This is a genomic window from Pseudoalteromonas sp. MQS005 (assembly GCF_001661605.1).
GTDB classification, from domain to species: Bacteria; Pseudomonadota; Gammaproteobacteria; order Enterobacterales; family Alteromonadaceae; genus Pseudoalteromonas; species Pseudoalteromonas tetraodonis.
This window is the reverse complement of record NZ_LYRQ01000014.1, coordinates 53,333-78,046: the sequence shown is the minus strand read 5'-3', so window position 1 is coordinate 78,046 and position 24,714 is coordinate 53,333. Positions and strand designations below refer to the sequence as shown.

Here is a 24,714-nt window from a genome sequence, read left to right as displayed (position 1 = left end):
GATATAAAATAAAAATATTAAGATCTGCAAAATATGGGTTAGTTAATTTAACTAACAATTTAAAAAATATAACCAAATAGTAGTGTATTTTTTAACATACCGTAATCCATAAACTGGCAGCACCATGTCAATCAATTCTCAATTGATAATTTCAGCGCACACTTGTACACTAAACACCAAATTATAAGTGGTAAGATCTGTTATGTCTGTTGAAGCGCCCTATTCTAAAAAAGAAGAGCTATTAAATGTTGTTAGCCATGCTTTAGGTATTTTATTTGCTACGTTTGTAATTTGGGATTTATTTAATCAAGCTAACTCTGTAAAAGGTTACGCCAGCACAGTCGTTTATGGCAGCAGCTTATTTATTTTATTTTTGTCCTCTACACTTTATCACGCCAGTGTTCGCCCTAAATTAAGAGCGTTTTATAAAAAATGTGACCACTGTGCTATTTACATGCTTATTGCTGGCACATATACCCCTTTTTTATTACTCTCTTTGTCTGGGGTTTGGTCTTGGGCCACCTTGGTATTTATTTGGACAGTAGCTTTAGCCGGTGTTGCTTATAAACTGCTTGTTAAAAATGGCAATAAAAAAGTGTCACTCGCTACCTATTTATTAATGGGCTGGTTTGCACTGGCAATTATATACCCACTTTACTCAAACTTACCTATCAACGCACTATACTGGCTACTTACTGGCGGTTTATTTTATAGCGTGGGTACATTGTTTTACAGCGCTAAAAACACTCAATATAGCCACGCTATTTGGCATCTTTTTGTCATTGGCGGTTGTGTAAGTCATTATATTGCCATTACTCACTATGTGTATTAACTAAATACACATAGTGCCTTCCTAGCTAATCTCACAATGTAGCCTATTATTTTACTCAAGCTTTAGTAAATCACGGTGGTTATTTTAAAGTATAATTAAATCTCCCTAATGCTTTAGAGGACTGTTTGCTATACTGTTTCAGGAACTTAAAACGCCATTGATCTAAATGGACGCAGCTTAAACAACGCTAGGTGTTATTTACATTGTCACCATCTAATACTCGACCACAGATACTGAGCTTGTTTATAAAAGCAAGACTGGTGTTGATCACATTGTTAATCTCAACGCTTGCATCTGTGTATTCAATATCCCTACTTGATCAATACATTTATCAGCAAAAGCAAAACTCTATTAGAAAGGTGGCGGGTAGCTACGTTAACCATATTAGAAATAACCTTAACCAAGCACTTTCTGCAGCCTACCCAATTGCGGCATTAATTCGTACTCAAAATGGCGAGACTAAAGGCTTTGAAGAACTCGCTTCTGAAATGTTAAGTCTTTATCCTGGTCTTGACGCCTTACAACTTCATAAAAACGGTATTCTTACACACGTTGTTCCACTTAAGGGCAATGAAAGTGCTATCGGTAATAATGTTTTAGAGAACCCACTGCGAACGCAAGAGGCATTTTTAGCCAAAAAAACAGGTAAATTAACCCTTGCTGGCCCTTTTGAATTATTTCAAGGTGGTATGGGTGCAGCGGCTAGGCTGCCTGTGTATCTAGATACCCCACAGGGAAACCAGTTTTGGGGATTTGCCACTGCGCTTATTCGTTTTCCTGATATTCTTCAAAGCGTTAATTTAGCTCAACTGCCACAGGCAGGCATTGGTTATGAGCTTTCAAAAGTCATGCCCGATACAAATGATGTGCAAATCATTGCTACCTCAGACAACCAAATAACAAAAAATACGGTCGACTTTAACATACAAGTGCCAAACGGCGTTTGGGTATTTAAAGCCTACCCTATCAGGGGCTGGCAAGACAATAGTATGCTGTTACTTGGTATTGCTATTGCGGTTGCGTTTACTTTTTTAACTACACTTTCATCTTATCTGATAACCCGATTAAGAGCGAGCCACCTAAAATTAGAAAAAAAAGTAGAGCAACGTACTCATGCATTACAAAATAACATTAAAGCACTAACTGATACCGAAAGACGACTTCTTTTAAGCCAAAAAGTGGGGGGAATTGCGACTTGGGAATGGGACATAAAAACCAATATAATCCGCTTTTCTGAACATGGTATAAGACTAATTACCGGCAATGTTAAACAATTAGAAATGACTAAAAATGAATACCTAGCCAGTATTCACCCAGATGATCGCGCCAATATAGTAAGCGATATAAATCAATGTATTGACGCGGCGAAAGAATATAATGTTGATCACCGTATTATTACTAAACGGGGTAACGTTCGTTGGTTTAATATTAAAGGGACTCTTGTTAGAGACAGCTCTGGCAGCGCAATTACCATGTTGGGTGTCTCGGTTGATATTACTGAACGTAAATTAATTGAAGAAAAACTACATTTATCCTCTCGGGTTTTTAGAGATACCCACGAAGGGATAATTATTACAAATGCGGATAAAGTTATTGTTGATGTCAATCCTGCCTTTTGTCATATAACCGGTTATAGCCATGATGAAGTTATAGGTCGCAATCCATCATTTTTAAATTCGGGCAAACAAACTGAGTCATTTTATAAAAACATATGGAAACAGCTCAGCCTATATGGTCATTGGCAAGGTGAAGTATGGAACTGCAAAAAAGACGGTGAACTGTATGCTGAGCTACTCAATATTTCAGTTTTAAAAGACGACAACAACGTTACTTTTTACTTAGGAATTTTTACCGATATCACCCAAGCTAAACGCCAACAAGAGCAACTTAGTCGTATTGCACATTATGATTTATTAACTAACTTGCCAAACCGCGTATTGCTTGCCGATAGACTCAGTCAAACCATGTTGCAATGCCGTCGCCTTAACAATTCTCTGGCTGTGGTGTTTCTTGATTTAGATGGATTTAAGCATGTTAATGACTCTCATGGCCATGATATTGGCGATAAATTATTAATTGCACTTTCTATTCGTTTAAAAGATGCACTTCGTGAAGGTGATAGCTTGGCCCGTATTGGTGGCGATGAATTCGTTGCTGTATTGACTAATTTAGGATCAGTTGCCGATTGCGTGCCCGTACTTGAGAGGCTTCTGGCCGCAGCAGCTAAACCTGTCACTGTTAACGATATTGTTTTGAATGTCTCTGCCAGTATTGGCGTAACAATATACCCAGAAGATAATTTAGATGCTGAACAACTGATGCGCCATGCCGATCAAGCCATGTATATTGCCAAACAAATGGGCAAAAATCGTTATCATTTATTCGATACGAGTCAAGGAGATACAGTTAAATTACAGCAAACCGGCATTACACTTATCCGTGAAGCCTTAGCCAATAATTGGTTTGTACTTTATTATCAACCAAAAGTAGATATGCGAACGGGCAGTATGATTGGTGTTGAGGCATTAATACGCTTGCAACATCCGGAGCGCGGTCTGCTTAGCCCTATTGAATTTTTACCGGTAATTGAAAACAACGCGCTAATGATAGACGTTGGCGAATGGGTTATTAACGCTGCATTATCTCAAATTAACCAATGGCAAATTTTAACACCTAGTTTAAACATAAAAGTGAGCGTTAATGTTGCCGCAGTTCAATTACAGCAGCCTGAATTTACAGCGCGGCTAACTGAATTACTATTGGCTCATCCACAGGTCGATGCTAGAAACCTAGAGCTAGAAGTACTTGAAACCAGTGCACTTAAAGATGTGGCCCATGTATCTAAAACCATGCAAGATTGTAAAGCTTTGGGCATTGAGTTTTCACTAGATGACTTTGGTACGGGTTACTCCTCACTCACATACTTAAGGCGTTTACCTGCAAGCTTAATAAAGATAGATCAAAGCTTTGTTAGAGATATGCTTGAAGACTCGAACGATTTAGCAATTGTAAAAGGCGTTATTGCATTGGCTAATTCGTTTAAACGAAGCGTTATAGCTGAAGGGGTAGAGACCCCTGAGCATGCAGCAACACTAATGCTACTTGGCTGTTATCTAGCACAAGGCTATGGTATTGCTAAGCCAATGAAAGCCGAAGATATTCCTATTTGGCTAGACGAATGGACCGCAGATGAAATTTGGGCTTTAACTGACTTACAAAAAATGGATAATTAGTTTATTGCCAGCGGTGTTTTGCCATATTGATTCGTTGATTTTTAAAAGTAACACCCTCAGAAAGTAGCTTTTCTCGTTGCGTTTGATACAGCGCACTCCCCTGTGCAAACGCTATTTTACCTTGGCTGTTAACCACTCTATGCCATGGGATAGTAGAATCTTTAGGCATCTCTTTTAATAATCGGCCAACTAGCCTTGCATTATTAGGATACCCTGCAAGCGCCGCTACTTGGCCATAACTGGCAACACACCCTGAGGGTATACTCGCAATAATAGTATAAATAACCGTTTCTTTATTAACGTCCATTATTGTTTAAGTACTCCTGACTGAGTAATTCAAATTGCTGCCAAATTTTACGGGCAACAGGACCATGGTGCATAGCATGTTGACGAAAAGCACGAATTTGCGCGCTAAACTGATGCTCTCTGTCTGTTACTATTATTTGCTGTAATGAGCCCGCGGTAATTTCTTTTTTACAGTGGCCTAAGCTCATCATTGCCCATCCTGCACCTGACAATAAAAACGACTTTAGGGTAGATATGTCATCTATTTTCATTACCGCAGCCCCTTTAGAATAAGACAACCTGTCGCTGTCTATGCTCAAGCCACTTTCAAACATCGCTAAACACGGGTAAAGTTGTAACTCATCGTAGGTAAGCTGCTTAGGTAAAATCCCTTTTGCGCCAACAATACCTATATCTAGCTTGCCTATCGGTAAGCTTTCTAAATCGCCGGTGGCATGAAATAAATCAAACCATGGGCCAATCCCAAGCTCGGCTTGGCCGGTATTAACTTGCTCTAAAGATACAAACCGTTTACCACTGGTTAAACGAAATTCTGTACTAGAAAAATGCTTAAAAGTATTACTTATGATCTCGTTATAACTTTGCACATGACAAATTTGCTCATAGCAAACTCTATATTGCGCCTCATTCCCCAGCGCCAGCTCGGTTGCAAGCTGTGTAAGCTGCTCATTCGCGTTTAAAAGCTGTTTAGCTTCACGATGAAAAATACGTCCTTTTTCGGTAAGTTGTAATCGGTATTTAGAACGGTCGAGTAGATCAAAACCTAATTTCGCTTCTAAGTTTTTAATCGCCAGTGTCAATGCAGGCTGAGTTTTATGTAGCTTTAATGCAGCGCCACTTAAGCTCGCACTTTGCACAATAGCATCTAAAATTTGTAATTGATTAAGTTTCATAGTCAGCCCAGTACATTATAAGTAAAACTTATTGAGTTTCTAAAATTTAATGAATTTTATTTTATATGTTTGCAGCGTATGCTGCACTGACTTATTTAGCCTTTTTTTATCATGGAGATATCATGCCACTGTTTCGCTTATGTTTACTATCTGCGACATTACTAAGTTTAATAGGCTGCTCGGAGCCCGAGAAAATAGTTAAAGAAGAGCCGATTCGCCCTGTTAAATTATTTAGTATTGGTCATGATTCGCAAACAAACATACGCAGTTTTCCTGCGGAAGTCGTTGCAAACCAGGGCTCGTACCTGGCTTTTAGAGTCAATGGTGAGTTAGTTGAATTTCCTGTATTAGCCGGTGAGCAGGTAAAAAAAGGGCAACTATTGGCGAAATTAGACCCTGAAGATTTTCAATTACAATATAATGAGCGCAAAGCGCGCTATGAACTGGCTAAGTCGCAGCTAAAACGTATTAAACAACTATTTGATAAAAATATCACCAGTCAATCCGAGCTTGATCAAGCGGTTGCCAATGAACAAGTCGCTGAGTCAGCGTTTAAAATTGCAGAAACAAATTTAGAGTACAGTGAACTTCGTGCTCCTTTTGCTGGCATAGTAGCCAAAGTGTTTGTAAAAAACTTTGAAAGTATTCAAGCAAAACAAAATGTTTTGCGCTTAGAAACCCGCGATTTTATGGATGTAGCAATACAGGTTCCTGAAAAAATCGTGGCACGTATTCAAAAAGATACCCAATATCAACCTATGGTTGAATTTGATGGCTATCACGACAAGCAATACAAACTCACGCTTAAAGAATGGGATACCCAAGCCGATCCTGCAACACTCACCTATAAAGTGGTGTTTTCATTACCGGTGCCAGAAGATTTTAACTTACTTGCGGGTATGTCGGGACAAGTGATGATAGATTTGAGCAAAGTTACACGCTCACAAATCCCCTACACTATTTTACCTATTGAGTCGGTATTTTCAGATCCTAATAAAAGCCTAAGCGATAATGCCTATGTGTGGGTTTTTAATCAGCAAACTGGCACTGTGCATAAACAAGCAGTACAAGTGGGCCAATTGCATCACGACACTATTGAAGTTCTTAGCGGCGTAAAAGAAGGCCAACAAATTGTCTCTGCTGGTGTTCACTCTTTACAAGAGGGCATGTCTGTTCGCCCTTGGAATAAAGAGCGAGGCTTATAATTATGGGCTTTGCGCAACTATCTATTGAGAAAAAAGTCATTAGCTGGATGTTTACGCTGTTGCTGTTAATTGGCGGCAGTGTATCTTATTTTGATTTAGGCCAGCTGGAAGACCCTGAATTCACTTTAAAAAAAGCTATGGTGATCACTTTATACCCGGGCGCCTCTCCACAGCAAGTAGAAGAAGAAGTCACATTTCCGATTGAAAATGCCATTCAACAGCTCCCTTATGTTGATTATGTCACCTCTATTTCATCCAATGGTAAATCACAAATTACCGTAGAAATGAAAAGCACCTATCGTAAACAAGAGCTTAGACAAATATGGGATGAAATGCGTCGTAAAATTAACGACCTTAGCCCGTCGCTGCCAAGTGGTGTTTACCCTAGTAATGTGATTGATGATTTTGCCGATGTTTACGGCGTTATGTTTGCCGTCACGGGCGATGGCTACTCGTATGATGAATTAAAAGACTATGTTGATTATTTAAAACGAGAACTTGTTTTAGTCAAAGGAGTGAGTAAAGTTACAATTGCGGGACAACAGCAGCCACAAGTAATGGTTGAGGTATCGACGCAAAAGCTTGCCCAACTCGGTATTGCGCCTAGTCATATTTATGATTTACTGCAATCACAAAACACCGTATCTAACGCTGGACGTATTCGCGTGGGTGATGAGTCTATTCGCTTGCACCCTACTGGTGAATTTAAAGATGTAAAAGAACTTGAAACCTTATTAATTTCAAAATCAGGTGCCAGCGAACTCATTTATCTAGGCGATGTTGCAAAGGTTTACCGTGAATATGCTGAAGTACCGACCAATGTGATTCATTACAATCAACAACAGGCTCTGCTTATTGGTGTGTCGTTTATGTCTGGGGTTAATGTTGTTGATGTGGGTAAACACATAGATGAGCATTTAGCATCTCTTGAGTATCAACGCCCGCATGGTATTGATATTAGCTCAGTGTATAACCAACCTAAAGAAGTAGAGCAGTCGGTAGATGGCTTTATTGTTAGTTTAATAGAGGCCATTGCAATAGTTATTGTAGTACTACTTATTTTTATGGGCTTTAAAAGTGGGGTTTTAATCGGCGGTATATTATTACTGACCGTATTAGGCACCTTTATATTTATGAAGCTGTTTGCGATTGACTTACAACGTATATCATTAGGTGCGCTAATTATTGCACTAGGTATGCTGGTCGATAACGCCATTGTTGTGACCGAAGGTATTCTCATCAACCTCAAGCGCGGACAAACAAAGCTTAAAGCGGCAGTTAATATTGTCGATCAAACTAAGTGGCCACTACTTGGCGCAACAGTTATTGCCATAACCGCTTTCGCACCGATTGGTTTAAGCTCAGATGCCAGTGGTGAATTTGCTGGTAGCTTATTTTGGGTGCTGTTTATTTCTTTGCTCTTGAGCTGGATCACCGCAATTACGCTCACGCCGTTTTTTGCCCACTTGATGTTTAAAGAAACCGAATTTAAACACGAACATAATCAAGAGCATGAAGACCCTTACCAAGGCATCATATTCAATGGTTATAAAGCGATATTAAATTTAGCTATGCGCTTTAGAAAAACAACCTTAGTCCTTATGGTTGCTCTTTTATGCAGCGCTGTAGTGGGGTTTGGTGCAGTAAAGCAATCATTTTTTCCAGCCTCGAATACCCCGATGTTTTATGTTGATTACTGGCAAGATCAAGGCGCTGATATTCGCGCAACCCTTGAGGGCATTAAGCAGCTAGAAGCTTATTTACAAAAGAATGAACTGGTCACAGAAATCACCAGTACGGTTGGCCAAGGTGCGCCGCGTTTTATGCTGACCTACGCGCCTGAAAAATCTTACCCTGCTTATGGGCAGTTAATTATTCGTGTCACCAATCGTGAAGCCGTCGCAAAAGTCATGCAAAAAGTGCGCGATTACGCAAAGCAACATCCACTGTCAGCAAAGTTAAAAGTAAAACCAATGGAGATTGGCCCCTCAACTGATGCCAAAATAGAAGCGCGGTTCTCAGGCCCCGATCCGGTTGTTTTAAGACAGCTTTCATCACAGGCTAAAGAGATCATCGCCAAAGACGACGGTGCCTTTAACGTTCGAGATGATTGGCGTGCACGCACTAAAATGATTCGTCCGCAATTTAATGAACAAAAAGCGCGCCGTTTAGGGATCACCAAATTTGATCTTGACCAAGTTCTGTTAACGAGCCTGTCGGGTAAGCAAGTGGGTGTGTATCGTGATGGTACGCAATTATTGCCTATTATTGCCCGTTCACCGGCAAGCGAGCGTTTAAATGTAGACAGTGTTCACGATTTACAAATTTATAGCCCTGTTTTACGCGTGTTTGTGCCGGTTACCCAAGTGGTTGATGAATTTATTGTTGAGTGGGAAGACAGCTTAATTATGCGTCGCGATCGTAAACGCACCATTACTGTGATGGCAGATCATGATGTTTTGGGTGATGAAACGCCTGCAAAATTATTTGCTCGGGTTCGCGCTGAGGTTGAAGCAATTGATTTACCCCGTGGCTATGAAATGCAATGGGGCGGCGAGTTCGAATCATCAAGCAAAGCGAAAAAGGCTATTTTTGGCTCGTTACCACTGGGCTATTTAGCAATGTTTGCAGTAACAGTATTACTGTTTAACTCAGTGAAAAAACCTTTGGTTATTTGGGCAACTGTACCGCTGGCTATTATTGGTGTTAGTGCAGGCTTATTAGTGATGAATGCGCCGTTTAGCTTTATGGCGCTACTGGGCTTATTAAGCTTAAGCGGCATGCTAATTAAAAACGGCATTGTACTGGTTGATCAAATAAACTTAGAACTGAGTGAAGGTAAATCGCCATATCAAGCAGTGTTTGACTCAGGCGTAAGCCGTGTGCGCCCTGTAGCAATGGCGGCTATCACAACAATACTTGGCATGATCCCGTTATTATTCGACGTATTTTTTCAGTCGATGGCGGTCACCATTATGTTTGGCTTAGGGTTTGCCACCATACTGACGCTAATTGTAGTGCCGGTTTTATACACTGTGGTATTTAGGATTGATTACCCCAAACAGTAGGCTAACAAAAAACGCAGCTAAGGCTGCGTTTTTATTTGCTTTTTTACACTAGCTTAATTACTTTTTTAAGCTTAACGTGCCACTGCTGCGGGTTTTGTTTCCTGTGGCAGTATTTGCTTTGTGAGTATTTGATTTACCTACATAGGTAGTAGAGCGTTTTTGATAAGGTGTATTTCGACTACTTTTTTTAGCGTGCTTTTGTTGCTCGTCATTATTTTCACGACGTAGTTTCCCGCCCTGAAAATCACGCTTATGAGCAGATTTAGCGCCACTATTTTTAGCTTGTTCAGTGTAATTGCGCTGTTCAGTATCATCATAAAGTGAGTGTTCTTGCGTTTTACCTGAATCAGCAATTGAGTCGTTAATGACCGCCATTTCAGCGTCGCTTAAATGTCGCCACTGCCCTACTTTTAAGCCTTTGAGGGTTACGTTCATAATACGCACACGTTTTAGTGTAACTACTTCGTAACCTAAGTATTCACACATACGGCGAATTTGACGGTTTAAGCCTTGGGTTAAAATAATGCTAAATTGCTGCGCACCGGTCTGAGTAACTTTACACTTTTTAGTCACGGTATCTAAAATAGGAATACCGTTCGCCATTTTATTTACAAACTGACGATTAAGTGGTTTGTCTACAGTTACCACATATTCTTTTTCGTGGTTATTGCCAGCTCGCAAAATTTTATTAACGATATCGCCTTCATTGGTTAAAAAAATCAGCCCTTCTGAGGGTCTGTCTAAACGACCGATCGGAAATATACGTTCAGGATAATTAACAGCTTTAACTATATTACTTTGAATTTTACGCTCTGTGGTACAGGTAATACCCACAGGCTTATGATAAGCAATATACACACGTTTAGGTGGTGCTTTTAATGGTTTACCATCAACCAAAACTACATCTGATTGGGCAACTTTAACACCCATTTCTGGTAATTCGCCATTAACGGTAACACGACCTTGCTCAATATATTTATCGGCTTCGCGGCGAGAGCAAAACCCGGTTTCACTAATAAATTTATTTAAACGCTTCAAGTCTGTCATCTGGCAAATCTTCTTAAATATAAAGGCGCATAGTTTAAACTACTCAAGCTATTTTTTCGCGGTTAATTTTCGCTAATTTACGCCATAGGTATTCAAGCGGGCCTTGCTTAAAATACCGGTAATAAATAGCTGTAAATATAAGCTGTACAATCACTAAGCTAATGGCTAGCAGCCAATAATCGAGTCGATTAAAACTAAGCGTCCACTGCGGAAAAAACACTTTAAACAATAATAACTGCATAATGGTTTGGCTTATGTATAAAGTAAACGCTAAGCGTCCAACTTGTTGGATAAGCCCCCCTATGTGGGCGCTGTTGTCACAAAGTTTAACGATTAAATGAATATAAAGCAGTGCAACACATAAGGCAGCAAGTTCATTAACAGGCTCTTGTAAGGCATAACCAATACCTTGATTGTATGGCACTAACATTAACCTTAAGCTAATAAATAACGCACTTAATATAATAAGCTTAATAAGCAGCGCCTTACTAAGCCCTTTACTAAACACACCGTATTTGTAAGCCAAAATACCAATTAGCATAAACCCAGCACTAGCCCACAACAATAAAATTGGCACAGCCAGCAACATATAGGCGCTCATTGCTATATTTTGGCTAAAGTGAGCACCGATGCTTTGGTAGTAACTAGTGTATATTTCGTAGTACTCGGGGGAGTCTCTGTATAAGGGCGCCTCATTAAGCCCTAACATAAATATGGCAATGGTCATTAAAGAAATAAAAGTAAAAAGCGCCGCTTTGTTTTTAAGTTCTTCATTAGTGCAATCTAAATAGCGCAATATAAATAAACCTGACACCCCATATAAAAACAAAATGTCGCCCGCCCACAATAAAAAACCATGTATTAAGCCAAACACAATCAGCCAATATAATCGTTTTTTTAGTGGCTCAGTGCATTGGTATCGCTGATACTGAATATAAAGACCCACACCAAACAGTAAAGTGAATAAAGTGCGAAACCGACCTTCAACAAATATAAGGCTTAGTATGTTTAGAAACTGATCGCTAGGTGGTGGTGTTGTGAGTGGCGTATAATTAAGCTCGAAAATAGCGAAGGAAAAACAGTTAATAAATACCAGACCAAGTACGGCTATGCCCCTTATAAAGTCCATATTATAATTGCGCAAAGCATGAATTCCCTAAATATTATCTTTATAGCTATCGGCCCATTGTACCGCTTGTTTGTATAATTTTGGTAAAAAAGCACTGTCTAAATTAATCAGTAATACTGCATTCTCAAGCGCCCACCAGCTTCCTGTTTCGTAGGCTTTTACTGTTTCAAGGATATAATATAAGTTATTTTTTTCACCAGTTAACGCTGCTTTTATATCTTCCGGGAATGGAAGTTTATCAACCAGCAAGTCCATTGGCTTGTCTAAAATAGCATCGAGCAGTGAAAAAAGCCCCGTTAAGAATGCTTCACCTTGAACCTGCTTAGCAACTTTAGCGGCTATTAATTCACAAAACCGTGCGCGAATAACGCACATCTGCATGAGCTCTATAGGCTTAGAGCGTGCTGTATGGGCAGTGACAATTAAACTAACAAACTTTTTTAAACGTGCTTGGCCGAGGTAAACTAACGCTTGTTTTAACGACGAAATTTGGCTTTGTAGCGGAAACACACCGCTATTTAATAAACGCAGTAACTTGTAGGCCAATGCCGCATCAAGCTCAAATAAACCGGTGATCACTTTAACATCAGGATCTGGCTTCATTACTTCTGAGTAAATGGCGATCACTAGGCCGTAATTATAGTGAATATCTTTTTGTTCTATCATCACTGGGCGCGCAAAATAATAACCTTGAAAATAATCAAAGCCCATTTTACGGGCCAATTTATATTCTTCATCGGTTTCTATTTTTTCGGCTAGTAGTTTAATATTTTTGTACTTTTTAAGCTTATTAACCACCAGCGGAATTTCAGCAAGTGGAGTAAGGCGAATATCAAATTTAATTAAGTTGACCAGCTTTAAAAAGCGCTCCCACTGCGGCGTATAAACAAAATCATCCAGGGCTAATTTGTAGTTACTGTGAAATAGTTTGCGACATAGCTCGTAGGTATCGTCGGTGGGCTCTATGGTTTCAAGTAATTCAATGACAACATCTTTACAAGGTAAAAAATCACACAAATCAAGTTTTAACGACTCAGGGCCAATATTGATCAATGCTTTTTTACCCGAGGTAATGTGACGAGTACCTAGGTTAAGCTGGTTTTCCATGATAAGCCTCGCCGTTGCTTGACCATCAGATACACCAGGAAAGCAATTTTCAGGACTATCGCGAAACAGCAGTTCATAAGCAACTACATTTTGATTTCGATTTAGTATTGCTTGCCTTGCCACAAATACAGACACATTACCTACTTTATATTATTTCCACCAGACTAAGTAATTAAAGCGTAAATAAGAACGGATGTCACTGAACTTTATAAAATTTTTTAATATAAGTATGTTATATAATCAGTTACCACACTATCCCAACTAAATCGTGCATCAGCAGCTCGCCTTTTTATTGCTTGCCATTGCTTAGGGTTTGTTTGATATAGGCTAAGTGCCTCAGTTAAACTCTGCAAGAGTGCATCAGCTTGTGTACTTAGTGTATCGCCGTTAAAACAAAATCCACTGACATTATGCTCTACGGTATCTTTTAAACCTCCGACACTGTGCACTAAGCAAGGTTGGCCGGCTCGCATTGCGAGCATCTGGCTAATCCCACAGGGCTCAAAAGAACTCGGCATTAAAAATAAATCACCTAATTGATACATTAAATCGCCAACACCTTGCCCATAACCTTTTAAAAACAAAAAGTTGTTATTACGTGCCATGGCGCAGGTAAAAAGGTGTTCAAGTTTACTATCACCTGAGCCCAGCACAAGTAAACGCCCCTTAAATTGATTAATGATCTGACACACTGAATCAATAGTCAGGTCTTTGCTTTGTTGCTGGCAAAGTAACAATACTTTTTGCTCAGTGAGCCGCCCTACACTTGTTACAAGTGGCCCTTGCTTATCACACGCCATAAATTGTAAAACACGCTGATGGGCGATGTAGTGGCTGCTGTGTAATTGCGCGCTTTTTGCCATCCAACTAAACAAAGTCGATTCTATTTGCTCTAATAGCTGACTATAGGTTGCTTCATGTTCGTCTTGAATTGCGTAATCACAGCCGTTGAGTATGCCAATTAATTTGCCTTGCTCAGCCGCTTGTTGTAAATCTCGTTCAAGTCCTTCGCCACCAAAGAATCCGTGGGCGTCATTACTTGCTATTTGCACTTCTTGGCTATAACTCGGTGAAACCACATGTACTTTGTCGGCTAAATTAATGGCACTGCGCATAGGGTTAAAGCAATGCGGATAACGAGGGTCACATAATCGTTGCCCGTCGTAACTTAACGAGGGAAACCATGCTTCTAAGCTGGAATCATCTCCTTTAAAAGGACGAATTCCCTGCAAAGCTAAATTGTGCACCGTATATACCAAGCGCAGCTTAGCAAGCTTGCCATAACGAGGGTTAAATTTAAGTAACACGGCCACACAGGCACTGTGCCAATCATGCAAATGTAATGTGTTGGGTTGTGTTAATACGCCCTGTATCAGGGCTTCACAAATAGCGGCATTAAACAGTGCAAACTTGGTTGCATCGGTAGCAAATGGTCCATTATCGTTGTCGTTACAATACACACTCAATGATTGACTAAAAAGAGGATGACTTATAACTATTTGCCTCACTCCTTTTTGATTCTGTGGAATTTCAAACAAAGATAAAACGTGGGTCTCTGACTTAAATGCCACACTCACTTCACCAATAAAACAGCGCTCACCTAGTTCAAAACCATAATCAGGAATAACCACATCTACCGTCAGCCCCTGCGCCACTAACGCCTTTGGTACATCACGAATAACATCAGCAACACCACCAACTTTGGCATTAGGTAACGCATCATTCTCTGCAGCAACCATTAATACATGCATTAATTTACTCTTATAGTTTGCTGCAAGGCTTTCGCCTTGCTCTTTTAATTATTATTTATTAACGATGTGACTTATTGTCTAACTTCATCAGCATATCGCGGGTGACCAATACAATCCCTTTTTTTGATACCCGAAATCCATTGGCTTCATCGGTTTTACGATCAAAACCAATCTCTAATCCAGGTGGGATCTCACAGCTTCTATCTATAATTGCTCGCTTAATTTTACACCCTCGATTTACAATCGCACCGGGCAAAATGACCGACTCCTCAATGGTACAATATGAACGAATATGTACATTAGAAAATAATAATGATTTTCTCACTAAAGAGCCGGAAACAATGCACCCACCCGACACCGTTGAGTCAACCGCCATCCCTCGGCGATCATCATCATCAAAAATAAATTTGGCAGGAGGAAGTTGCTCTTGGTAAGTCCATATTGGCCAAGTAGGATCGTACAAATCCAGTTGAGGCTCCGGCATAACCAGTTCCATATTTGCTTCCCAAAACGAATCTAGAGTTCCCACATCGCGCCAATAGGGTTGTCCTACTTGTGCGGGATCTCTAAACGGGTAGGCAAACACATTATGCTCTTCAATAATAGCCGGAATTATATCATGGCCAAAATCACGCCCTGAGCCCTCTGTTTGCGCATCTTTTTGTAGCTGCTCAAATAAAAACTCAGTATTAAATACATAATTTCCCATTGATGCTAAACAGGTGCCTGGTTTACCAGGCACTGAGCTGGGCTCGGCAGGTTTTTCGTCAAAGCGACGTACACGACTTTCTTCATCAACCGTCATCACACCAAAGGTACCCGCAGCTTCTTCAACCGGTACTTCTAAACAGCATACCGTCATGTCGGCGCCATTTTCTACATGCTTTGCCAACAGCCCGCCATAATCCATACGATACACATGGTCGCCAGATAAAATCATCACATATTTAGGTAACTCATGGCGAATAATATCCATATTTTGAAATACCGCATCGGCAGTACCGCAATACCATTCATCACCATGGCGCTGTGACGCAGGTAATATTTCAACTGACTCACCTAATTCCTTTTTAAAATGCCCCCACGCTCGATTTACATGGCGAATAAGTGAGTGTGATTTATATTGCGTTGCAATTCCGACACGTCTTACACCTGAGTTAATGCAATTTGATAGTGGAAAATCAATAATACGATGTTTACCACCAAAATAAACGGCGGGTTTAGCACGCCAGTCGGTTAGCTCATGCAAGCGAGAACCGCGACCTCCGGCAAGAATTAAAGCGTAGGTTTCTCTGGTTAAATTACTTATATAACGATTTGCATAACTGGGCATATTACTCTCTCCGTTTAGTGTCAGCTGTTAGTGTCAGTGTTTGTTTTTACTTTTTGATGTGTGGTATCTAGTGGAGTTAAATGCCATATATCATCACAATATTGACTAATTGTTCTGTCACTAGAAAATGAGCCACTGGCGGCAGTATTTAAAATACTCATTTGAGTCCAGTAGGTTTGATCTGCATAGGCTTTATCAACATCACGTTGCGCAGCTATATAGCTGGCAAAGTCATGGGCGGTTAACCAAGGATCGTTGTTACTTTTAATGCCATTAATCACATCGTCAAATAAGCCAGGTTCAAATAGATTGAAATGGCCACTTTCGAGTAAGTGCATCACACTATTCAAATCAGGATTATTCGCAATTATTTCACTGGGGTTATAATGCGCTTTTATGTCGTCAATGTGCTCAGCTTGTGCGCCAAATAAGAAGAAGTTCTCAGCCCCAACAGCGTCACGTATTTCAATATTAGCGCCATCAAGGGTGCCTATTGTTAGCGCGCCATTCATCATAAACTTCATGTTGCCGGTACCTGAGGCCTCTTTGCCCGCGGTTGATACTTGCTCCGATAAGTCCGTTGCAGGGCAAATGGTTTCCATGGCGGTTACATTATAATTAGGTAAAAACGCGACTCTTAGAAAAGCAGATACCTGTGGGTCTTTATTGATCACCTCAGCAACATTATTAATGAGTTTAATGATTTTTTTAGCCATCATGTAACCCGGTGCTGCTTTACCGCCTAATAAAACGCAACGAGGCACCATGCCTTGTGTGTCGCCACGGCGTATGCGGTCATATAAATGAATAACGTGTAAAATATTAAGTAACTGGCGTTTATATTCGTGAATACGTTTTACCTGCACATCAAACAGCATGTTAATATCAAACTCTACGCCACATCTTTGTTTAACTAAATCAACTAAGCGTTGTTTGTTTTGTTGTTTTGCTTGCTGCCACTTTATATGAAACTGCGGGTCATCGTAGTAACGACGTAATTGGCTAATTTGTGCAAAATCACCTATCCAGTCTTTGCCTATTTTTTCGCTAATGATCTGGCTTAAACTCGGATTGCAGTATGCAAGCCAGCGCCGTGGAGTAACACCATTGGTTTTGTTGTTAAATTTATCAGGCCATAGCGCATAAAAATCTTTAAACAAACCCGCGGTTAATAACTGCGTGTGTAGTGCTGCCACACCATTAACAGAATAGCTGCCGACAATGGCTAAAAAGGCCATACGTATTTGCGGCTCGCCCCCTTCTTCAATTAATGATAAATCCCGTTGTTTTTGCACATCACCTGGCCAATGCATGGCCACCTCGGCTAAAAAGCGGGCATTAATTTCATAAATAATCTCTAAAATACGCGGTAATAATTTAGCAAATAACGATACCGACCACTTCTCTAATGCCTCTGGTAGTAAGGTATGATTTGTGTAAGCCATCGTTTTGGTGGTGATATTCCATGCCTGATCCCAATCCAGTTCATGGTCATCAACTAAAATTCGCATCAGCTCGGCAACCGCAATACTTGGGTGGGTATCGTTAAGCTGAAACACATGATGCTGAGCAAATTCAGTAAAATCATTACCGTATTGTTCAATCCATTGTGTAAGTACATCTTGAATACTTGCCGATGATAAAAAGTATTGTTGACGTAATCTCAGCTCTTTACCATTTTCACTGCTGTCGTTAGGGTACAACACCATGGTTATTTGCTCAGCGAGATTTTTTTGTGCTACCGCTTCAGAATAACTTCCGGCATTAAATTCTGTTAAATTAAATTCGTCCGTTGCTTCAGACTTCCAAAGTCTAAGGGTATTAACAATATTATTTTTATAGCCCGGAATAGGTACATCATAAGGCACTGCTAATACATCTTGAGAACTGATCCATTGGCGATGCTCACGGCCAAATTTATCGGTGTAGCTTTGTACATAACCAGAAAACTTAACCCGTTTAGCTTGCTCCGGTGCGCTCAATTCCCAAGGATGACCTTCTCGTAACCAGTTATCTGGTTGCTCAACCTGATTACCCTCTTTTATTGACTGATTAAACATGCCATATTCATAACGAATACCGTAACCGACCACTGGCAGCGCTAAACTGGCACAGCTATCTAAAAAACAAGCCGCTAGTCGCCCTAAGCCGCCATTGCCTAAACCGGCATCATGCTCAGCTTGTTCCACACTTTCAAGCTCAGTACAGTAAGCTTGTAGTGCCTTTGTAACTTGTGATTCTAAATCTAAATTTAATACTGCATTACCCAGCGCTCTGCCCATTAAAAACTCTAACGATAAATAGGCTGTTTTACGGCGTTTTTGTTGTTTTATTTGTTGATTGGTTTCCCTACAGCGTGCCACTAACCGGTCTCTGATCGTCAGTGCTAATGCATGATACAAATACAGCTGTGACTCGCCCACCACATCACGCCCTAAGGTGTAATAAAAGTGTCGTGTTAAATCATCACTTAAAGTACTTTCGTCAATCACTGGGCCTGCTTGCCAGCCTTTTACTACACACACTTGCTCGTCTTGCTTAGTCATAATCATCGCCTTCTAAATTGGCACTAAAAACCCAACTACTTTGTGCTGAAATATTTACGGTTGCATCTTCTTGAATAACAGATGATGCGTTATTTACACTTGATAATACTAACGTCCATGGCGCGATAATGGGCGATTGTGGTAATTGGCAGACCACAGGCTGTTTACTAGCATTAAGAATAATTAATAACGCATGCTTATTTTGCTTATCAAGTAAGCTATACATTAAAAATTGCCGTATATCTTCATGCCAATGTGTTTCATCCATTTTTTTACCTTGCTCGGTAAACCACTTAACGGTGAAGCGCTCATCAATATCATCCAAAAACACACTGTGTTTAAATGCACTGTGACCACGCCTGATTTTTAGCGCATCATCAATAAACTGAATCAATAAATGATTCAGTTGTGAGTCTTTCCAGGCAAGCCAGCTGGTGCGATTATTTTGACAATAAGCGTTATTATTACCGCCTTGCGAGTGCGCCATCTCACTGCCAGCAGCTATCATTGGCACGCCTTTGGAGAGTAATAAGGTGAGTAGAAAGTTTTTTTGTTGTTGTAAGCGCAAACTCATTACTTCTGGGTCGCTGGTAAATCCCTCAACCCCGCAGTTAAACGAATAATTAGCGCTATGGCCATCTTGGTTGTTTTCACCATTGGCCTGGTTATGTTTTTGCTCATAACTGACTAAGTCGGCTAACGTAAACCCATCATGGCTGGTAATAAAGTTAATGCTATTTAGCGGGCCTCGGTTACTGTGTTCAAAAATATCAAACGAGCCATGTAAACGCTTTGCCACATCACTAATAATGCCTTTTTCACTTTGCCAAAAGCGTTTAATCACATCACGATATTGATCGTTCCACTCTCGCCAAGGTGAAGGAAATGCACCAAGCTGATAACCACCAGGGCCTATATCCCACGGCTCACTGATCAGTTTAACTTTATTTAACAGAGGATCTTGGGCAATTGCTTGTAAAAAGGTGTGAGACGCACTAAAGCCCGTATTTGAACGCGCTAAAATGGTGGCTAAATCAAATCGAAAGCCATCAACGCCCATAACTTCAACCCAGTAACGTAAGCTGTCGAGTACCAATTGTAAGGTTTTAGGGTGATCGATATTTAACGTATTGCCACACCCTGTATCATTAATATAAACATTGGGTTGCCCCTCAATGGTGCGATAATATGTCAGGTTGTCGAGCCCTCGCAGAGATAAAATAGGGCCATCATTTCCTCCCTCTGCGGTGTGGTTGTATACCACATCCAAAATAACTTCAATATTGGCGCGATGTAACTCACTCACCATTTGTTTAAATTCGTTTATATCGTCATTAACCAAATAGTCTTTATGAGGAGTAAAAAAATTAAGACTATTATAGCCCCAGTAATTTTGCAGTCCTTTAGCGGTTAAAAACTGTTCGCTTATAAAAGCATGCACAGGCAAAAGCTCAATAGCCGTTACCCCTAAACTTTTTAAATGCTCAATAAAACTGGGATGACTCAAACCTAAAAATGTCCCTTGTAGCGCTTTAGGGATATCAGGATGGCGACAGGTAGCACCTTTAACATGGCACTCATAAATAACGGTATTGGCCCAACTATGCTTTGGCTTATTATTTGAATAAGCAACCGGCGCAGTCACTTTTGATTTAGGCATATCTATCGCATTATTAACCACGCTTTTAGTGCCAATGGGCATTTGCCCGTAATGACGTTCGCTCCAAGTAAATTCGTTAAACAAGTCTTTTGCATACGGATCAATCAGTAATTTATGCTCATTAAACAACATGCCTTTTTCTGGGCAGTATTCGCCATCAACCCTAAAGCCATACAATGCGCCTGTGCTTAATGGGGCTATGTGAATGCTCCATACGCCGCCTTCATTAATATTCATGGCTATTTTTAATATTTCTGTATGACCACTTTTATCAAATAAGCACACAAAAGCTTGGCTTGCATTAGGGGCATACAAGGCAAAGTTAACGCCTTGGTTTTGTACACTCGAACCCAGTGGCAAAGGCGCACCCTGAGTAACCTCAAAGCAATTACTCATCATTCACCTTTTCTAAGTAAAGTGTGGTTAAGCCACCAATATTAACTGTAATACTGTGATCAAACCCATGACTTGGCTGAACGACTGAATGGATAAGCTGGTTTTTATCCTCTGTGACACGATAACCTGAGCCAAAAAAGCAAACTTCATCGGTATTTAATACCACTTTATATGTGCCCTTCGCTGGCACACCTAAGGTGTAGTGTTGATAAGCCGTTGGTGTAAAGTTAGCGACAATAACCATAAAGTGGTCAGCATTTTTAGCATAACGAATAAAACTAAACATACTCTGCTGGCTGTTATTATTATCTATCCATGAAAAGCCCGTTGCACAGCTATCGAGCTCATATAAAGATGGATGCGCTTGATACACTTGATTAAGGCGTTTAACCGTATGCTGAATCCCTTGATGGCTTTGATGCTCAAGCAAGTGCCAGTCTAGTGAATGGTCATGATCCCACTCTTTACGCTGTGCTATTTCGGCGCCCATAAACAGTAATTTTTTACCTGGGTGTGCCCACATAAACGCATAATAAGCACGTAAGTTTGCAAACTGCTGCCAATCGTCACCGGGCATTTTGTTTAGTAGTGATCCCTTGCCATGCACCACTTCATCATGACTGAGCGGTAAAATGTAATTTTCACTAAATGCATACACCATAGAAAATGTCATTTTATGATGGTGATATTTTCTAAATAACGGATCTTGTTGCATATAATCTAAGCTGTCATTCATCCAGCCCATATTCCATTTATAACCAAAACCTAAGCCATTGTGTTCAACACTTTGCGTGACCCCAGGCCAAGCCGTTGACTCCTCAGCCACCATCATAATGCCGGGGTTATTTTTATAACTGCGTAAGTTCACTTGTTTTAGGCACTCTATTGCCCCTAAGTTTTCTCGACCGCCATAACAATTAGCTACCCACTGTCCTTCTTTACGACTGTAATCAAGGTAAAGCATTGACGCCACCGCATCTACACGCAGTCCGTCTATGCCAAATTGGCTAAGCCAATACATCGCATTAGAAATTAAAAAGCTTTTTACTTCAGGGCGGTCATAATTATAAATATAGGTGTTCCAATCAGGATGAAACCCTTGGCGCATATCAGCGTGTTCGTATAAATGGGTGCCATCAAAGCAATGTAAGCCATGTGGGTCGCTTGGAAAGTGCCCAGGAACCCAATCAAGTAATATGCCTATGTTAGCTTTATGACATTGCTCAACTAAGTATTTAAAGCTGTTGTAATCACCAAAGCGGCTCGTAGGTGCAAACAGCCCTACTGGCTGATAACCCCAAGAGCCATCAAACGGGTATTCACTGATCGGCATAAGTTGTAAATGCGTGAACCCCATTTCAATCACGTAGCCTACAAGCTTATCTGCAAGCTCGGTGTAGCTTAAGTAACGGTTATGCTCAGCGCGTTGCCAAGAGCCTAAGTGCACTTCATAAATACTAATAGCGGCATCAATATGATTACGCTTTTGGCGATTTATAATCGCTTGTTCACTTAGCAAAATAGGCGCTGGTTTGTACTGTAATATACTGGCAGTGCCCGGTGCTTGCTGCATTTTAAATGCAAAAGGATCGGCTTTATCTAAAACTTCGCCACTGAGCGTAGTAATAGCAAATTTATAGCACATGTCTGCACTTAAACCCGGAATAAATAATTCCCATACCCCACTTGCCGGATGAAATCGCATAAAATGGCGATTCGCTTGCCAAAAATTAAACTCACCAATAACCGATACACTGGCGGCATTAGGCGCCCACACACAAAAACGAACACCATCTACCCCTTGTTGTGTGGTAAATTGCGCACCTAGGTGAGTATAAGCATGCTCAAGGCTACCTTCGTTAAACAAGTACATAGCCTGTTCATCCAATGTACTGCTGAAGCTGTATTCATCGTAAAATGTAACATCGCTATTTTCATAACTAACCTGGCATTGGTAAACACTGCTAGGCATGCTTGATAACTCAGCGATAAATAAATCACTGTGTTTATAGCGTAACGCGCTAATAACTTGACCATCAATTAACAGTTCGACGCGTAATGCCGCTGGCAAATGCACGCGTATTTCAGTGCCACTTTGGGTGTTGTGCGCGCCTAAAAAACTAAACGGGTCTTTAAATCGCCCTGCAGTTAATGCGTTTACCTGTGCGTCATAATCAACTAATTGCGTTGATACCCTATTTTTAGTACTGCCCATTTACGCATTCCTTATTGAATGTATTGCAGCCAAAAGAGCAGCATTATCTTTAAAAATATCGTCGCACGTATGTGTGAGTACCCGTCGCCAATTAGGATACTCTTTATCGGTGCCAGGAATATTGACTGGGTAGTGTTGCTTGTCTAAATCATCAAGCTGTAATGCAAATAAACGAGACGGCGATTTAGCTAAACATACAGCCAAAGCGCTATAAACGTCAAAAGCATCCGTGTTAAGTGACAAGGAAGTGTTTTGTGGATTTAAAAAGCGTAACAGCCGGTGTTGCTCTTGCTCTCTCTGCTGAACTAACTGCTGATACTCATCAGTATCAATCAGCCCATACTGCTGTTTAATTTTTAAATCGCTATGCTGCCACCAGCCCACAAATGGCGGTACATCATGATTGGCTATCATCAGCAAGCATTGATCGCTAAGGTCATCGCTATTTACAAATTCATCATTTTGTTGTTTTTCAAAATAAAATAAGCTGTTTGAGAAAATGCCACTATCAACCAGTGCCTCTTTTACCTCAGGTGGTACAACCCCTAAATCTTCGCCTATTACGATGGCCTGATTAAGATGAGATTCAATTTTTAAAATTGCTAATAAATGCTCAAATGGGTAGTACACATAACAGCCATCTTGGGTATTATTGTTTATGAAACACCACCACAAACGCCTAATCGCCATTACATGGTCGATTCGTAACCCGCCTACTGCATCCATATTGGCGCGTATGAGTGAACGATAAAACTGATAGTTATTGTCAGCAAGGCGCTGCGGGTTTATTGCTGGCAGCCCCCAATTTTGGCCGTTAGGTGCCCAAGGATCTGGTGGTGCACCAAGGGTTGCATCTTGACTAAATAATCCCTGCTGATATTTAAATTCAGTGCCCTCATTAGCACAGCCCACCGCTAAATCATTAATTAAACCAATCGCCATCCCTTGCTCAATACAATGCTGTTGGCATTGAGTAAGTTGGCTGTGTGCTTGCCATTGGAGGTAATATTCAAATGTGGGCTCTGTAGTTTCTAACATAGCAAGTACATCACTGTACTGTTTACAAAACGCACTAAATTCGTTTTGCCGTGCTTGACTGCCCTGTTGTTGAAAATGCTTAAAAAGCAGCTTAAAAGCAGCATATTTACACTCAGTAACCGTTTTATAATCAATAAAGGCTACATCTTGGTCGCTGTATTTACTTGAGGTATTAGCAGATAACAACTCAGTTAAATCCGGATTGTTAAAGCTGTCTGGCGATAAATTAATTGCGATATATAGCGGATTGAGTAAGGCACGATTGTTTGGGTTGTAGGGGCTGGCGCACTCAGGGTTATCTGCAAACAATAAGTGCAATGGGTTAAGTAAAATATAGTCCATATTTTGCTTTGCACATAAGGTTGCCAACTCAAGTAAATCACTAAAATCGCCAATCCCGAGCCCGGCTTTATTTTTTAATGTATATAACTGAATTGATAAGCCAAAGCGTTTTTTATCCGCTATTTGGTAGGCTTGTTCAGGGGTCGACCAAATTTGTGTTTTCGCTGATTGCTCACCCATCGTTAATAACGCATCATAATAGCCGGTTGGTAAATGCGTCAGTGGTAGCGCTATTTCTATATAACGACACCCATTTACAAAGTACTCACCTAATGCTGCATACTGAGCAATGTGTTCAAATTGCAGCTTTATATTTAATGCTGCCACAGTTAATGTAATTTTGTGATGCGTATCAGCTTCATTAACACGCACCTTTAGCACATTACTAGCCTGATCTATTATGCTAACAGCAGGTGCGAGTGTTAACCATGTAGCCGCATCCAATTGATAATTTAACTGGGTTATTTGCGCCGTATCACGTGTGTCAACGCCACAGCAGTGCAAAGCAGATTTACGGGTGTCTTCGCTAAATATAACGTGTTCACCCGTATACTTAGTGTATTCGTAACCAATACCATGCAAATAAAACAATTGCGATAGTGCGTCCATTCAG

Annotated in this window: 15 protein-coding genes; 4 read left to right on the top strand and 11 right to left on the bottom strand. The window is 40.5% G+C overall.

What is annotated here, in order from left to right; translation table 11 throughout:
- Nucleotides 1–202: 202 nt before the first annotated feature.
- Both A9479_RS07175 and A9479_RS07170 read left to right on the top strand, forming a co-directional pair.
- The gene (locus A9479_RS07175) at nucleotides 203–832 is read left to right on the top strand and encodes a hemolysin III family protein (protein ID WP_064663039.1); all 630 of its coding nucleotides are present in this window, start codon (nucleotides 203–205) and stop codon (nucleotides 830–832) included.
- A gap of 203 nt (nucleotides 833–1,035) precedes the next feature.
- Nucleotides 1,036–4,065 (top strand): EAL domain-containing protein, encoded by a 3,030-nt coding sequence (locus tag A9479_RS07170; protein ID WP_231893551.1) that lies wholly within the window; start codon nucleotides 1,036–1,038, stop codon nucleotides 4,063–4,065.
- 1 nt (nucleotide 4,066) lies between these two features.
- Here the strand turns inward: A9479_RS07170 and A9479_RS07165 are convergent, their stop codons facing one another.
- Together A9479_RS07165 and A9479_RS07160 are read right to left on the bottom strand one after the other, a co-directional pair.
- Nucleotides 4,067–4,372: an MGMT family protein gene (locus tag A9479_RS07165; protein ID WP_064663038.1), complete on the bottom strand. Its 306-nt coding sequence runs from the start codon at nucleotides 4,370–4,372 to the stop codon at nucleotides 4,067–4,069.
- Nucleotides 4,362–5,264 (bottom strand): LysR family transcriptional regulator, encoded by a 903-nt coding sequence (locus A9479_RS07160; protein WP_013463247.1) that lies wholly within the window; start codon nucleotides 5,262–5,264, stop codon nucleotides 4,362–4,364. Before A9479_RS07160 ends, A9479_RS07165 begins: the two co-directional genes overlap by 11 nt.
- Before the next feature lie 122 nt (nucleotides 5,265–5,386).
- Here A9479_RS07160 and A9479_RS07155 point away from each other — a divergent pair, with 122 nt between their 5' ends.
- A complete protein-coding gene (locus A9479_RS07155; protein WP_064663042.1) occupies nucleotides 5,387–6,469 on the top strand; it encodes an efflux RND transporter periplasmic adaptor subunit in 1,083 nt (360 codons plus the stop codon).
- 2 nt (nucleotides 6,470–6,471) lie between these two features.
- Nucleotides 6,472–9,537 (top strand): efflux RND transporter permease subunit, encoded by a 3,066-nt coding sequence (locus A9479_RS07150; RefSeq protein WP_064663037.1) that lies wholly within the window; start codon nucleotides 6,472–6,474, stop codon nucleotides 9,535–9,537.
- Nucleotides 9,538–9,594: 57 nt separating this feature from the next.
- Here the strand turns inward: A9479_RS07150 and rluF are convergent, their stop codons facing one another.
- The 9 genes from rluF to malQ form a co-directional block, all read right to left on the bottom strand.
- Nucleotides 9,595–10,584, bottom strand: coding sequence for a 23S rRNA pseudouridine(2604) synthase RluF (rluF, locus tag A9479_RS07145; protein WP_064663036.1), 990 nt, complete (start codon nucleotides 10,582–10,584; stop codon nucleotides 9,595–9,597).
- A 43-nt stretch (nucleotides 10,585–10,627) separates the two neighbouring features.
- A complete protein-coding gene (locus tag A9479_RS07140) occupies nucleotides 10,628–11,713 on the bottom strand; it encodes a DUF418 domain-containing protein (protein ID WP_064663035.1) in 1,086 nt (361 codons plus the stop codon).
- A 27-nt stretch (nucleotides 11,714–11,740) separates the two neighbouring features.
- Nucleotides 11,741–12,955 (bottom strand): EAL and HDOD domain-containing protein, encoded by a 1,215-nt coding sequence (locus A9479_RS07135; protein WP_024600880.1) that lies wholly within the window; start codon nucleotides 12,953–12,955, stop codon nucleotides 11,741–11,743.
- An 83-nt stretch (nucleotides 12,956–13,038) separates the two neighbouring features.
- Nucleotides 13,039–14,571 carry a glycogen synthase gene (locus A9479_RS07130; protein ID WP_064663034.1) on the bottom strand — a complete coding sequence of 511 codons (1,533 nt, stop codon included), beginning with the start codon at nucleotides 14,569–14,571 and terminating at the stop codon, nucleotides 13,039–13,041.
- 58 nt (nucleotides 14,572–14,629) lie between these two features.
- Nucleotides 14,630–15,904 (bottom strand): glucose-1-phosphate adenylyltransferase, encoded by a 1,275-nt coding sequence (gene glgC, locus A9479_RS07125; protein ID WP_013463240.1) that lies wholly within the window; start codon nucleotides 15,902–15,904, stop codon nucleotides 14,630–14,632.
- Nucleotides 15,905–15,924: 20 nt separating this feature from the next.
- Nucleotides 15,925–18,450 (bottom strand): glycogen/starch/alpha-glucan phosphorylase, encoded by a 2,526-nt coding sequence (locus tag A9479_RS07120; RefSeq protein ID WP_064663033.1) that lies wholly within the window; start codon nucleotides 18,448–18,450, stop codon nucleotides 15,925–15,927.
- The gene (gene glgX / locus A9479_RS07115; RefSeq protein ID WP_082918304.1) at nucleotides 18,443–20,506 is read right to left on the bottom strand and encodes a glycogen debranching protein GlgX; all 2,064 of its coding nucleotides are present in this window, start codon (nucleotides 20,504–20,506) and stop codon (nucleotides 18,443–18,445) included. The genes A9479_RS07120 and glgX overlap by 8 nt, the downstream gene beginning before the upstream one ends.
- Complete coding sequence (glgB, locus tag A9479_RS07110) at nucleotides 20,499–22,721, bottom strand: 1,4-alpha-glucan branching protein GlgB (RefSeq protein WP_064663031.1); 2,223 nt, start codon at nucleotides 22,719–22,721, stop codon at nucleotides 20,499–20,501. Before glgB ends, glgX begins: the two co-directional genes overlap by 8 nt.
- Nucleotides 22,722–24,710 carry a 4-alpha-glucanotransferase gene (gene malQ / locus A9479_RS07105; RefSeq protein WP_064663030.1) on the bottom strand — a complete coding sequence of 663 codons (1,989 nt, stop codon included), beginning with the start codon at nucleotides 24,708–24,710 and terminating at the stop codon, nucleotides 22,722–22,724.
- Nucleotides 24,711–24,714: the final 4 nt, after the last annotated feature.

Coding starts and splice junctions, on each gene's coding strand:
- A9479_RS07130 (WP_064663034.1), bottom strand. CDS start 14,571: ATGCATGTATTAATGGTTGCTGCAGAGAATGATGCGTTACCTAATGCC.
- A9479_RS07175 (WP_064663039.1), top strand. CDS start 203: ATGTCTGTTGAAGCGCCCTATTCTAAAAAAGAAGAGCTATTAAATGTT.
- glgX (WP_082918304.1), bottom strand. CDS start 20,506: ATGAGTAATTGCTTTGAGGTTACTCAGGGTGCGCCTTTGCCACTGGGT.
- A9479_RS07140 (WP_064663035.1), bottom strand. CDS start 11,713: ATGGACTTTATAAGGGGCATAGCCGTACTTGGTCTGGTATTTATTAAC.
- malQ (WP_064663030.1), bottom strand. CDS start 24,710: ATGGACGCACTATCGCAATTGTTTTATTTGCATGGTATTGGTTACGAA.
- A9479_RS07120 (WP_064663033.1), bottom strand. CDS start 18,450: ATGACTAAGCAAGACGAGCAAGTGTGTGTAGTAAAAGGCTGGCAAGCA.
- A9479_RS07160 (WP_013463247.1), bottom strand. CDS start 5,264: ATGAAACTTAATCAATTACAAATTTTAGATGCTATTGTGCAAAGTGCG.
- A9479_RS07165 (WP_064663038.1), bottom strand. CDS start 4,372: ATGGACGTTAATAAAGAAACGGTTATTTATACTATTATTGCGAGTATA.
- glgB (WP_064663031.1), bottom strand. CDS start 22,721: ATGGGCAGTACTAAAAATAGGGTATCAACGCAATTAGTTGATTATGAC.
- rluF (WP_064663036.1), bottom strand. CDS start 10,584: ATGACAGACTTGAAGCGTTTAAATAAATTTATTAGTGAAACCGGGTTT.
- A9479_RS07150 (WP_064663037.1), top strand. CDS start 6,472: ATGGGCTTTGCGCAACTATCTATTGAGAAAAAAGTCATTAGCTGGATG.
- glgC (WP_013463240.1), bottom strand. CDS start 15,904: ATGCCCAGTTATGCAAATCGTTATATAAGTAATTTAACCAGAGAAACC.
- A9479_RS07155 (WP_064663042.1), top strand. CDS start 5,387: ATGCCACTGTTTCGCTTATGTTTACTATCTGCGACATTACTAAGTTTA.